The following is a 12,317-nucleotide window of genomic DNA, read 5'->3' as shown; positions in this document are numbered from 1 at the left end:
GCTCACGTCTGGCTCATCGTAGGGTCACAGGCGACTCGAGGGCAATGGGGCCCGTGGGGGCTTGACGCGACCGGCCGACAGCGCACCGCGTCCCGTGCACGGCACCTCGTCTCGACCGGGTGCGGTGCACGACACGCGGTGCGGTGACGGACGCGGCGCGGCGGGGCGGCACGCGGCGTCAGGCCGACGCGGCGCCGGGGGTCCGGCCGCTCGCGGCCCGGGCCCGCGCGGTGTCGCTGCGCGGACCGACCGGCACCGACCTGGTCGCCCGGGCCAGCCCCGACGGTGCCATGCCGACGTACATGCTCTCGGCGCGCTCGACCACGAAGGTCTCGTGCCAGATGCCGACGGCTCCCGGGGCCTTGCGTGCCCGACGGTTGAACGCCGTCCAGGCCGGCCGGTGCGCCTGCTGCGGCGAGCTGGCATAGGCGTAGAGCTTCTCGAGCGACGTCCAGTACTGCACGAGCACCGGCCCGCCACGTCCGAGCGTCAGCCTCATGCCCGCGAGCCCGCTCTCGGGATCGCGGAACAACTCGGTGAGCATCGGTCCCATCGCCGCGAACACCGGCCCCCACTGGTCGGGCCGCCACCAGCGGTTGACGGTCATGCCGATCAGGAAGACGACGAGTTCGCCGTCGTGCTCGTGCGTGGTGCGGCCCGGGTTGACTCTCGACATGATGTCTCCTTAGATGGATAGTGGCGCTCTCCAATATTGGAGAGTCGCGCTATCCAATGTCAAGGGGCAGTCCGTGCGCATCTCCCAGCTCGCCGAGACGACCGGGGTGCCGGTCGCCACGATCAAGTACTACCTGCGCGAGGGGCTGCTGCCCGAGGGCGAGCGCACCAGCGCCACCCAGGCCCGGTACGGCGACGACCACGTGCGCCGCCTGCGGCTCGTCCGGGCGTTGCTCGGCGCGGGCGGGCTCAGCGTCGCCGGCGCGCGCGCCGTCCTCGGGCAGCTCGACGGCGAGCACGAGACGGTCGCCGAGGTGCTCGGCGTCGCCCAGTCGGCCGTCACGACGACGGCCCCCGAGGGCGTCGACCTCTCGCGGGCCGAAGCGCTCGTGGCCGGGTGGGGGTGGACGATCGATCCGGGGTCGGCCGACGTGCTCGCCGCCCTCGAGGTCGCGGTCGACGGACTCGAGGCCGCGGGGTTCGAGCTACCCGACGGGACGCTCGACGGCTACGCGCGGTCGATGGCCGAGGTCGCCGAGGCCGAGATCGCGGGCATCCCGGTCGATTCGGTGGACGCCGCGGTGCAGTACGTCGTGCTCGGCACCGTGTTGGTCGAGCCGCTCCTGCTCGCGCTGCGCCGCCTGGCCCAGCAGGACGCGTCCTGGCGCCGCTTCGGGCCCTGACGCCGCGCCTCCGGCTGGTCGCGTCCGGCTGGTCGCGTCCGGCTGGTCGCCTCGCGCGGGCGCCCTCAGGAGGCGCGGGTGCGGTCGCGCAGACCGACGAACGACACCAGGGCGCTCACCCCGAGCAGCACGGCGACGACGATCACGACGCGATGGAACCCGCCCACCGTGAGCGCGCCTCCGGCGATGACTCCGAGGAACGCGACCGCGACGAGCCCGGCGACGCGCGAGATGGCGTTGTTGACGGCGGAGGCGATGCCCGACTGGCCGGCCGGGATCTGCGACAGCACCGTCGAGGTGAGCGGAGCCACGGTCACCGACAGGCCGAAGCCGAACAGGACCACGCCGGGCACGACCTGCCACCAGACGTCGATCGGATCGGCGACCAGCAGCATCCAGAGGAATCCGCTCGCCGTGATCAGCGGTCCGACCGTCATGAACGGGCGCGGGCCGTGGGTGGCGGCGAGCGTGCCGAACAGGGTCGAGAACAGCAGCGACACGATCGTCGTCGGCAGGGTGACGAGCCCGGCCAGGGTCGCCGTCAGACCCGCCAGCTCCTGCACCACCAGGGGGATGGTCAGGGTGCCGAGGCTGAGGGCCGCGTAGATGCCGACGGTGGCCAGGTTGCCGACGGTGAAGGTGCGGGTCCGGAACAGCGTCAGCGGCATCATCGGAGCGGGTGAGCGGCGCTCCCACCAGACGAAGGCGGCGAGCGCGGCGAGGCCGACCACGAGCGGCGTGACGACGAACCAGGTGCCGAACCCGACGCGCTGCCCCTCGATGAGCGCGAAGACCGGTCCGGCGAGGCCCACCGCGGCCAGCACGGCGCCCACGACGTCGACCCGCGGGGGAGCACCGTCGCGCCCCCGGTGGGCGTCGCCGGGCAACCGGGTCATCAGCACGAGGGTGAGGACGACGGGCACGACGACGACGGCGAAGACCCAGCGCCAGCCGAGCGTGTCGACGAGTGCGCCCCCGGTCAGCGGACCGATCAGGAACGCGACGCCGGTCCAGGCCGTCCAGCTGCCGATGGCCTTGCCCTGTGCTGGGCCGCTGAAGGTCGAGGTGATGAGGGCGAGGCTGCTCGGCACGAGGAGGGCCGCGGTCACGCCCTGCAGGGCCCGGGCGGCGATCAGCAGGCCCGGGTCGGGGGCGAGGGCGGCGAGCACGCTCGTCACGGCGAAGCCGATCAGGCCCGCGCGCAGCACCCGCACCCGGCCGAACGTGTCGCTGAGCGAGCCGGCCACCAGCATGAGCGACCCGAGCGTCAGCAGGTAGGCGTCGACCACCCACTGCTGCAGGGCGAGGCCCGCGCCGTCGTCGGCCGTCGCGCCGCCTCCCGTCCCGGTGCCGAGTTCGCGGGCGATCGCGGGCAGCGCCACGGTGACGATCGAGCCGTCGAGGAACGCCACGAACGAGGCCAGCACGGCGACCACGAGGACGACCCGCCTGCCGCGCAGGGTCGCGGCGTCGCTCGGGGCCGGGGGAGGTGTGCTCATGCTGCACTCAACACCCGACGGGCGCCGATCGATGCCCCGTCGTCCGACGGCCCGGCCTCACCCCTCGCGGACGACGTCGTCCGGCGACTTGTCGGGCCGCCACCCGCGCCAGCTCGGCTGCCGCAGCCGCCCGGTCGAGGTCCACTCGGCGATCGACACCTCGCCCACCCGCGACGGGGTGACCCAGTGGGCACCGCGGGCGTCCACGGCGGGCACGCCCACCAAGGGGCTGGTCTTCCGCTCGGCCGCGCGCAACGCCGGCAACAGCTCGTCGAGCTCGCGGTCGGTGAACCCCGTGCCGACCCGGCCGACGTAGTGCAGCCCGTCCTCGCCCGGCACGCCCATCAGGAGCGAGCCGACGCCGTCGGCCCTCCGGCCGGCACCGGGGCGCCAGCCCGCGATCACGACCTCCTGCGTCTGGTGGTGCTTCATCTTGATCCAGGCGCGGGACCGTCGACCGGCGCTGTAGGTCGCGTCGCGCCGCTTGGCGACCACGCCCTCGAGTCGCAGGCGCTTCGAGGTGGCGACCGCCGCCTCCAGGTCCCCGTCGAACGCCGGGGGCACGTCGACGGCCCCGCCGCTCTCGACGATCCGCTCGAGCACCTCACGCCGGTCGTCGTACTCGTCCTTCACGAGCGAGCGCCCCCCGGCCCGCATGACGTCGAACAGCAGCAGCTTCACCGGCGCGCCCGCGGCGGCTCGCGCCACGTCGCGCGACCGCGTCAACCCCATGCGCGTCTGGAGCAGGCCGAAGTCGGGGCGACCCTTCTCGTCGACGGCCACGATCTCGCCGTCGAGCACCGCGCCTCCTTCGCCGTCGACCCGCTCGGCCAGCACCTGCAGCTCGGGGTAGGCCGGGGTGAGGTCGTTGCCGTTGCGGCTGGTCAGCGTGACGGCGCCGTCGTGGACGACCGCCACGGCGCGGATGCCGTCCCACTTCATCTCGAACGCCCACCCGCCCTCGGACACGTCGTGCGCGTCGCCCGTCGTCGCCAGCATCGGCGCGACCGGGTCGGGTGCCGGGAACTCCTGCTTCCCGTCGCGTGCCGAGGAGGCGCGGCCCGACCCTCCGGGGGAGCCGCCGGTCGCGTGCGCCGCGCGTGAGGAGTTGCCGGCGTCGACTCGCCGATTCGCCCGCGCGGACGGCGGCAACTCAGGGGATCGCGCGTCTTCGGTGGTCTTCCGGGCTCGATGCGGTCGTCCTCCTGAGTTGCCGACGGAAGCGCCGTCGTGCGAGCCGACGTCGCCCGCGTCGTCCTTCATGCGGTGGATGAGCCAGTTCGATTCCGCCCGCCCACCGCCGTGGCCGGTGTGGATCAGTGCGACGCGTCGGGTGCCGCGCTGCTCGCCGTGCAGCACGACGATCACCTCCTTGCCCTCCCGCCACTTCTCGAGCTCGTACTCGCCGGAGTCCCAGATGGTCACCTCGCCGGCGCCGTACTCGCCCTTGGCGATCGTGCCCTCGAAGGTGCCGTACTCGAGCGGGTGGTCCTCGGTCTGGACGGCGAGGTGGTTCGTGCCCGGGTCGTCGGGCTCGCCCTTCGGCAACGCCCAGCTGACCAGCACGCCGTCGTGCTCGAGGCGGAAGTCCCAGTGCAGCGAGCTGGCGTGGTGCTCCTGGATGACGAAGCTCGTGCCGTCGGTCGAGGCAGGGGCCTCGGCGGGCACGGGCTCGGCGGTCTTCGACGCGTCGCGCTTCGAGCGGTAGACCTCGAGGCGGTCGCGCACCTTCTCGGAGGGGTCGTGGTCGGGGGCCTCGGTGTTGCGGAAGTCCTCGCCCAGCTCGCCCGAGGGCACCGGCACGTGCGCCGAGACGTCGGCCAGGGGGTCGCCGCGCCGCTTCAGGCGCGAGAGCACGTCGGTGTACTCGAGCTGCGCCAGGGTCTTCGACGCGAGTTCGCGCCAGGTGCGAGGCATCGCGACGGTCGGTCGGGACCGACCCCGCAGCGAGTACGGGGCGACCGTCGTCTTGTTGCCGTTGTTCTGCGACCAGTCGAGCAGCACCTTGCCCCGGCGGTCGGCCTTGCCCATGGTGCTGAGCACGAGGTCGGGGTGGTCGGCCTCCATCGCACGGGCCAGTTCGTGGGCGACCTCGCCGACCTGGGCACTGGTCTGCCTCCCGTCGAGCCGGGCGTAGAGGTGCACGCCCTTGCTGCCGCTCGTCACGGGCATCAGCTCGAGGCCCATGCCCTCGACGATGGGCTTGAGCAGCTGCGCCACGGCGACGCACTCGGCGAGGCCGACGCCTTCACCCGGGTCGAGGTCGAGCACCAGCCGGTCGGGGTTGCGCTGCGCCCCCTTCGGGCCGAACCGCCACTGCGGCACGTGCACCTCGAGCGCGGCGACCTGCGCCAGCCAGGTGAGCGTCGCGACGTCGTTCACCATCGGGTAGACGTTGGCGTGGTCCTTGTGCTCGAGGGTGTGCCGGGCGACCCAGTCGGGCGCGGAGTCGGGCAGGTTCTTCTCGAAGAACACCTCGCCGTCGACGCCGTTCACCCAGCGCTTGCGGGTGGCCGGCCGCCCCTCGACGTGCGGCAGCATCCACTCCGCGACGGCGGCGTAGTAGCCCAGGACGTCGGCCTTGGTGGTGCCGGCGTCCGGGTAGAGCACCTTGTCGAGGTTCGTCAGCTGCAACCGGTGCCCGCCGACCTCGACCGTCTCGCCGCGTCCCTTGCCCGCCATCGCGCGCCTCCCTGTCTCGTGTGTTCCTCGTTCTACCCGGCTGTGGTTCCGTGTCGTCGGGACGACGGAGCCGAGGAGGCGCGGATCAGACCGCGGGCATCGCTCCGGCGATCGTGATGGTCGCGCCCGAGGTGTAGCTCGACTCCGGGCTCACCAGGTGCACGTACGCGGCGGCGAGCTCGGCGGGCTGGCCGGGGCGACCGAACGGCGCCTGGCCGCCGAACTCCGACACCGTCTCGGCGTCGTCGGAGCCGGGCTGCAGGGGCGTCCAGACCGGGCCGGGGGAGACCTGGTTGACGCGGATGCCCTTGGGCGCGAGCTGCTGCGCGAGCCCCGAGGTGAAGACGCCGATCGCACCCTTGGTGAGCGCGTAGTCGATCTTGTCCGGGCTCGGCTGCGTGCCCTGCACCGAGCCGGTCGTCACGATCGACGAACCGGGCTCGAGGTGCGGGATGGCGGCCTGGGTCAGCCAGAACAGCGAGTAGACGTTGGTCTTGATGGTCGAGTCGATGTCCTCCGTGGTGAGCGTGAGGATGTCGTCGTTGCTCTTCATCCGACCGGCCACCATGACGAGGGTGTCGAGCCCGCCGAACTCGTCGACGGCCTTCTGCACGAGGTCCTTGCAGTACTGCTCGTCCGAGATGTCGCCGGGGACGAGGACGGCCTTGCGCCCCTCGCCCTCGAGCAGGTCGCGCACCTCCTCGGCGTCCTTCTGCTCGCTGGGAAGGTAGCTGAGCACGAGGTCGGCGCCCTCGCGGCTGAGCGCGATCGCGGCGGCGCGACCGATGCCCGAGTCCGCGCCGGTGACGACGCCGCGGAAGCCGGTGAGGCGCTCTTTGCCGACGTAGCTGGTCTCGCCGTGGTCGGGCTTGGGGTCCATCTTCCAGGCCTCGCCCGGCAGCGACTGCTCCTGCTTCGGGAACGGCGGCGCGGGGTAGAGGTCGACCGGGTTCTTCTTGTCGTATTGGCTCATGACGTCCACGGTGCCCTCGCCGCGCCTCCGCCGCTCGGGGGTCTGTACCCCACCGGCGGTCATTCGGAGCGCACGCGGAGAAAGATGAGCGTCATGCGATCGATCTGGAAGGGCGCGATCACGTTCGGGCTCGTCAACGTCCCCGTCAAGTTGTACAGCGCCACCGAGGACCACGACGTGTCCCTGCACCAGGTGCACGACGCCGACGGTGGCCGCATCCGGTACCAGCGGAAGTGCGAGATCTGCGGCAAGGTCGTCGACTACGAGCACATCGACAAGGCGTACGACGACGGCGACCGCACCGTGGTGATCACGGGTGACGACCTGAAGTCGTTGCCCGAGGAGCGCTCGCGCGAGATCGACGTGCTCGAGTTCGTCCCGAGCGACCAGGTCGACCCGATCATGCTGGACCGCAGTTACTTCCTCGAGCCGGACGGCACCTCGCCCAAGGCCTACGTGCTGCTGCGCCGGACCCTCGAGGAGACCGACCGCACGGCCATCGTCCACTTCTCGCTGCGGCAGAAGACCCGGCTCGCGGCCCTGCGCGTCCGCGGCGACGTGCTGATGCTTCAGACCCTGCTCTGGGACGACGAGGTGCGCGAGGCACGGTTCCCGGCGCTCGAGAAGCAGACGCGCGTCAGCGACAAGGAGCTCGACATGTCGTCGTCGCTCGTGGACTCGTTGAGCGACGACTTCGAGCCCGCGGATTTCAGCGACGACTACCAGGAACAGTTGCGGCAGCTGATCGACGCGAAGCTGGAGGAAGGCGAGTCGCTCGACACGGACGCCACCTTCGGCGAGAAGCCGGAGGACGACGACGAGGGCGGCGAGGTCATCGACCTGATGGAGGCGCTGCGTCGGTCGGTCGAGAAGAACCGGTCGGGCGGACACCCGAAGCCGACCAAGAAGGCCGCGTCGACGTCGACGACGAAACCCGCCGCGAAGAAGTCGCCTGCGAAGAAGGAGCCCTCGAAGAAGGAGTCCTCGCGGTCGACGTCCGGAGGGTCGGGTTCCGCGGCGAGGAAGGAGCCCGCCTCGTCCGCCTCCGACAAGAAGGCGGCCCCGAAGAAGAAGGCCGGCTGACCGCGACGGTCAGTGTTCGCGGAGCGCCTCGATCAGGTCGGCCTTCTTCAGGTCGGAGTAGCCGGTCACGCCGAGTTCCTTCGCGCGTGCCTTGAGTTCCTCCACCGTCCAGTCGTCGTACGAACCGGACTTCCCGCCCTTGGCGGCCACCTTCTTCTCGCTGTTGCCCTTCTGGGCGGCGGCGTTCGAGATGCGCGCGGCCTTCTCCTTCGACGCCCCCTCGTCGCGGAGTGCCTCGTACATGTCGGGGTTCTTCAGCTGCGGGGGAGTCTCGTCCTTCGGCGTCATGCGCCCGACCGTACGCCCGGCGCGGCGGCTTGTCGCACCCCTAGGCGCCGAACTGCCAGCCGGTGACGTCGGGGTGGTCCTCGCCGTGCTCGTAGGCGTACGCCCGGGCCGCCTCGCGCCGCGACTCGACGTCCGCCACCAGCTCGGGGTGCTCGTCGGCCAGGCCCGGTACGCGGTGCAGCACGTCGAGCACCAACCGGTAGCGGTCGATGTCGTTGAGCATGGCCATGTCGAACGGCGTCGTGGTGGTGCCCTTCTCCTGGAAGCCGCGCACGTGCAGGTTCGCGTGATTCGTGCGGCGGTAGGTGAGGCGGTGGACGAGCGACGGGTAGCCGTGGAAGTCGAAGACGATCGGCTTCGAGGTCGTGAAGAGTGCGTCGAAGTCGTCGTCCGTGAGGCCGTGCGAGTGCTCCCTCGCGTCCTGCAGCCGCATCAGGTCGACCACGTTGACGACGCGCGTGGTCAGGGACGGCAGCACCCGACGGAGCAGGTCGGCGGCCGCCACGGTCTCGAGGGTCGGCACGTCGCCCGCGCAGGCCAGCACCACGTCGGGGTCGACCCCGTCGACGGGCGTCCCCTCGGTGCCCGCCCACTCCCAGATGCCGACGCCGCGTCGGACGTGATCCTCGGCCTCGGGCAGCGACAGCCAGGCGGGGGATTCCTGTTTGCCGGCGACGATCACGTTGACCGTGTCGGTCGTGCGGAACGCGTGGTCGGCGACGGCGAGCAGCGTGTTGGCGTCGGGGGCCAGGTAGATGCGCACGAGGTGCGCCTGCTTGTTGACGACGACGTCGAGGAACCCGGGGTCCTGGTGCGAGAAGCCGTTGTGGTCCTGCCGCCAGACGTGCGACGACAACAGGTAGGTGAACGACGAGATCGGCGCGCGCCAGTCGATCTCGTCGGCACTCTCGAGCCACTTCGCGTGCTGGTTGAACATCGAGTCCACGATGTGCACGAAGGCCTCGTAGGTGTTGAGCAGACCGTGGCGCCCGGTCAGCAGGTAGCCCTCCATGAGTCCCTGCAGCAGGTGCTCGCTCAGCACCTCCATCACGCGGCCGCTGCGGGCCACGTGCTCGTCGTCGGGCCAGATGTCGGCCGCCCACACCCGCTCGGTCACGTCGAACACCGGGTCGAGTCGGTTGGACACCGTCTCGTCGGGTCCGAAGAGACGGAAGGTCGACGGGTTGTCGCGCACGATCTCGGCGAGCCACCGGCCGAGGACGCGTGTGGCCTCGGCCTGGGTGCGGCGATCGTCGGAGGTCTCGACCGCGTGCGCACGGTAGTCCGTGAGGTGCAGGTCACGACGCACGAGACCACCGTTGGACGCCGGGATCGCGCTCATGCGCTTCGCGCCCCGGGGGCGGAGCCCGTCGAGCCGGGCCACCGGCCGACCCGTCTCGTCGAAGAGCTCGTCGGCGCCGTACGACCGCATCCAGTCGTCGAGCTGCGCCCGGTGCTCGTCGTCCTCACGCACCCCGCTGAGCGGCACCTGGTGTGCGCGCCAGGTGCCCTCGACGCGCTCGCCGTCCACGACCTTCGGGCCCGTCCACCCCTTGGGGGTCCGCAGCACGATCATGGGCCACCGCGGGCGTGCGGTGCCGTCGCCGTCGCCGTCGCGGGCCTCCCGCTGCAGCTCGTCGATGCGGACGAAGGCGTGGTCGAGTGCGGCGGCCATGCGCTCGTGCACCCGCATCGGGTCCTCGCCGTCGAAACCGCCCGCGACGACGAGTGGCTCGTACCCGTAGCCCCGCATCAACTCGAGCAGTTCCCCCTCGGGGATGCGCGAGAGCACCGTCGGGTTGGCGATCTTGTAGCCGTTGAGGTTCAGGATGGGCAGCACGGCCCCGTCGTGACGGGCGTCGAGCAGCTTGTTCGCGTGCCAACTCGCCGCCAGCGGCCCGGTCTCGGCTTCTCCGTCGCCGATCACGCAGACGGCGACGAGGTCGGGATCGTCGAGCACCGCCCCGTAGGCGTGGCTCAGCGAGTACCCGAGCTCGCCGCCCTCGTTGATCGACCCCGGGGTCTCGGGGGCGGCGTGGGAGGGGATGCCGCCCGGGAACGAGAACTGCGTGAAGAGCTTCTGCAGCCCGGCGGCGTCCTGCGACACCTCGGGGAACAGTTCGCTGTAGGTGCCTTCGAGGTAGGTGTTGGCGACCATGGCGGGGCCGCCGTGACCCGGTCCGCACACGTAGAGCAGGTCGCGGTCGTCGCGCGTGATCACCCGGTTGAGGTGGGCGTAGACGAAACTCAGCGCCGGTGACGTGCCCCAGTGCCCGAGGAGGCGCGGCTTGACGTCGTCGCGCGCGATCGGCCGCGTGAGCTGTGCGTTGTCCATCAGGTAGATCTGCCCGACGGTCAGGTAGTTCGCCGCCCGCCACCACGCGTCGACGAGCGACAACTCGTCGGTCGAGGCCTGTCGTGTCGGGTCTGCGGGGTTCGTCATCACTGGTCCTCTCGATCGGTGGTCGTGCCCTCTCGGCTCATCTCGTCGATGGTGATGGCCGCGTTGACGAGGGCGAGGTGGCTGAGCCCCTGCGGCACGTTGCCGAGGAACTGCCCGTCGTCGGCGCTGATCATCTCGGTCAGCAGGCCGACGTCGTTGGGCTGCTGCACGAGCTGGTCCATCAGCTCGACCGCTTCGTCCTGGCGGCCCACGCAGGCCAGGGCGCTGGCGAGCCAGAAGGCGCAGGCCACGAACGTGCCTTCCTCCTCGGCGACGTCGCTGTAGCGGAAGACCAGGGGGCCCGCACCCAGCTCGCGCCGGATGGCGTCGATCGTCCGCGACATGCGCTCGCCGCGGTCGAAGCCGCTGGGGGCGTGCAGCAGCACCGAGGCGTCGAGCCTCGCGCTGCCGGGGTACATGACGTACGAGCCGACCTCTTCGTTCCAGCCGTGTTCGGCGATCCACTCCTTGATCAGGTCGCGGTTCTTCTTCCAGAAGACGACGTCCTCGGGGTCGGGGTGCATCTGCCCGACCTCGGTGAGGCGCAGGGCGGCGTCGATGGCCTGCCAGCAGCCCATCTTGCTGCTCACGTAGTGCTGCTCGTCCGGGAGCTCCCACATGCCCGAGTCCTTCTCCTGCCAACGACGGCAGGCGTCGTCGGCGAACCCGGCGAGCAGGTCGCCGGTGGACTCGTCGAGGATGTTGCCGTCCGCGGCGTACTGGCTCATGATCGCCAGGATGTCGGCGTAGGTGCCGAGTTGCAGCTGCTCGCCGGCAGGGTTGCCCTTGTAGACCGGGCCGATGCCTCGCCAGCCCTCGGAACCGGTCTCGTGCGTGCCGTCCGGCACCGAGCCGTCGAGGTTGAGGAAGATGTGCATCGTCCGGCCGTTGGCCTTGAGGGCCGACAGCAACCACGAGACGGCCGCCTGCGTCTCTTCCCGCAGGCCGAAGCGGACGAGCGCGTTCACCGTGTAGGCCAGGTCGCGCACCCAGGCGAAGCGGTAGTCCCAGTTCTTGTCGCCGGTGAAGTTCTCGGGCAGCGCCGCCGTGGCGGCGGCCGCGATCGCGCCGGTCGGGCTGAAGATCAGCAGCTTGAGCGCCAGGGCGCTGCGTTGCACGGCGTCGGACCACGGCCCGTCCCAGTTGAACTCGTCCGACCAGGTCTGCCAGTTGCGCACCGTGCGGTCGATGCCCTGGTCGACCACGTGGGGGTCGGGCAGGTGCAGGGGCTCGTCCTCGACGCCGCAGAGGCAGATCAGCGAGCGCGACCCCTCGTGCGTGGTGAACTCGCCCCAGAACCGGTGCGGGCCGCCGTGGGCCTCGCCGTCGCCCGGCTCCACCGGGTCGAGGCGGCCGTGGTCGAAGCCGACGAGCGCCAGGTTGATGTCGGCCGCCCGCAGGACCGGGCCGTGCAACGTGTCGACCCGGCGGATCGGGTGGGTGCCGAACGTGTTGCCCGGGACCACCGCCCAGCGCATGTCGACCGACCCCGTCACGCCCTCGATGCGACGGGCGAGCTCCGCCCACGGCAGCCGACCGGCGATGCCCGTGACGAGGGCGTCCGTGATCTCGACGACGCCCGTGGAGGTGCGGAAACGGGTGACGAGGACGTTCGTGTTCTCGACGTACTCGCGTTGCACCTCGAAGTCGTCGTCGACGGGACGCAGCTCGATGCGACCGCCCTTGCCGGCGTCGACGATGCCGGAGAACACCGGGTCGCTGTCCATGTCGGGCATCGGGAGCCAGTCGATCTGGCCGTCGCGGGCGATGAGGGCGACGGTCCGGCCGTCGCCGATGGCGCCGTAGGAGCGCAGCGGCACGTAGCCGTCGTCCCGGGGGTCGGGGCGGTGCCATTCGCCGGCGGCGGCCGTCGTCGCGCCGAAGTGGTCGGCCTGGATGTCGTCGGTGGTCTCGAGGGTGTCCGTCACCCGTCCTACGGTGGCCCGGCGCGCCTCCTCGTGACCGTTCCTCGCAGTGTTCTGTGTGCCGGG

Annotated in this window: 9 protein-coding genes; 2 read left to right on the top strand and 7 right to left on the bottom strand. The window is 71.3% G+C overall.

Annotation, left to right across the window (positions count from 1 at the left end):
• Positions 1–178: 178 nt before the first annotated feature.
• Entirely contained in the window at positions 179–676 is a 498-nt protein-coding gene (locus tag HQQ78_RS08445; protein ID WP_173152438.1) for a DUF4188 domain-containing protein, read from the bottom strand.
• A 73-nt stretch (positions 677–749) separates the two neighbouring features.
• Between HQQ78_RS08445 and HQQ78_RS08440 the strand changes: the two genes are divergently transcribed.
• Entirely contained in the window at positions 750–1,358 is a 609-nt protein-coding gene (locus tag HQQ78_RS08440) for a MerR family transcriptional regulator (protein ID WP_173152436.1), read from the top strand.
• Positions 1,359–1,423: 65 nt separating this feature from the next.
• On the opposite strand, the gene HQQ78_RS08435 is transcribed toward HQQ78_RS08440, so the two are convergent.
• The 3 genes from HQQ78_RS08435 to HQQ78_RS08425 form a co-directional block, all read right to left on the bottom strand.
• Positions 1,424–2,857, bottom strand: coding sequence for an MFS transporter (locus HQQ78_RS08435; RefSeq protein WP_173152434.1), 1,434 nt, complete (start codon positions 2,855–2,857; stop codon positions 1,424–1,426).
• A 57-nt stretch (positions 2,858–2,914) separates the two neighbouring features.
• Positions 2,915–5,539 carry an ATP-dependent DNA ligase gene (locus HQQ78_RS08430; protein ID WP_173152432.1) on the bottom strand — a complete coding sequence of 875 codons (2,625 nt, stop codon included), beginning with the start codon at positions 5,537–5,539 and terminating at the stop codon, positions 2,915–2,917.
• Between the two features lie 85 nt (positions 5,540–5,624).
• Complete coding sequence (locus HQQ78_RS08425; protein ID WP_056049091.1) at positions 5,625–6,512, bottom strand: SDR family oxidoreductase; 888 nt, start codon at positions 6,510–6,512, stop codon at positions 5,625–5,627.
• 93 nt (positions 6,513–6,605) lie between these two features.
• Here HQQ78_RS08425 and HQQ78_RS08420 point away from each other — a divergent pair, with 93 nt between their 5' ends.
• Positions 6,606–7,595 carry a Ku protein gene (locus HQQ78_RS08420; protein WP_173152429.1) on the top strand — a complete coding sequence of 330 codons (990 nt, stop codon included), beginning with the start codon at positions 6,606–6,608 and terminating at the stop codon, positions 7,593–7,595.
• Positions 7,596–7,604: 9 nt separating this feature from the next.
• On the opposite strand, the gene HQQ78_RS08415 is transcribed toward HQQ78_RS08420, so the two are convergent.
• From HQQ78_RS08415 to HQQ78_RS08405, 3 genes are read right to left on the bottom strand one after another with little or no spacing between them, the layout of a single operon-like run.
• Entirely contained in the window at positions 7,605–7,883 is a 279-nt protein-coding gene (locus HQQ78_RS08415) for a Rho termination factor N-terminal domain-containing protein (protein WP_056048240.1), read from the bottom strand.
• A 40-nt stretch (positions 7,884–7,923) separates the two neighbouring features.
• The gene (locus HQQ78_RS08410) at positions 7,924–10,326 is read right to left on the bottom strand and encodes a phosphoketolase (RefSeq protein WP_173152426.1); all 2,403 of its coding nucleotides are present in this window, start codon (positions 10,324–10,326) and stop codon (positions 7,924–7,926) included.
• Positions 10,326–12,146: a glycoside hydrolase family 15 protein gene (locus HQQ78_RS08405; protein WP_371740501.1), complete on the bottom strand. Its 1,821-nt coding sequence runs from the start codon at positions 12,144–12,146 to the stop codon at positions 10,326–10,328. The genes HQQ78_RS08410 and HQQ78_RS08405 overlap by 1 nt, the downstream gene beginning before the upstream one ends.
• Positions 12,147–12,317 lie beyond the last annotated feature (171 nt).

Origin of the sequence: Frigoribacterium sp. VKM Ac-2859 (assembly GCF_013204925.1) — a bacterium.
Taxonomy (GTDB): Bacteria; Actinomycetota; Actinomycetes; order Actinomycetales; family Microbacteriaceae; genus Frigoribacterium.
This window is presented reverse-complemented; position numbering and strand designations above follow the sequence as displayed.

Excerpts from the sequence above, each read along its gene's own strand:
- HQQ78_RS08410 (WP_173152426.1), bottom strand. The coding sequence starts at position 10,326 with ATGACGAACCCCGCAGACCCGACACGACAGGCCTCGACCGACGAGTTG.
- HQQ78_RS08425 (WP_056049091.1), bottom strand. The coding sequence starts at position 6,512 with ATGAGCCAATACGACAAGAAGAACCCGGTCGACCTCTACCCCGCGCCG.
- HQQ78_RS08420 (WP_173152429.1), top strand. The coding sequence starts at position 6,606 with ATGCGATCGATCTGGAAGGGCGCGATCACGTTCGGGCTCGTCAACGTC.
- HQQ78_RS08445 (WP_173152438.1), bottom strand. The coding sequence starts at position 676 with ATGTCGAGAGTCAACCCGGGCCGCACCACGCACGAGCACGACGGCGAA.
- HQQ78_RS08415 (WP_056048240.1), bottom strand. The coding sequence starts at position 7,883 with ATGACGCCGAAGGACGAGACTCCCCCGCAGCTGAAGAACCCCGACATG.
- HQQ78_RS08430 (WP_173152432.1), bottom strand. The coding sequence starts at position 5,539 with ATGGCGGGCAAGGGACGCGGCGAGACGGTCGAGGTCGGCGGGCACCGG.
- HQQ78_RS08435 (WP_173152434.1), bottom strand. The coding sequence starts at position 2,857 with ATGAGCACACCTCCCCCGGCCCCGAGCGACGCCGCGACCCTGCGCGGC.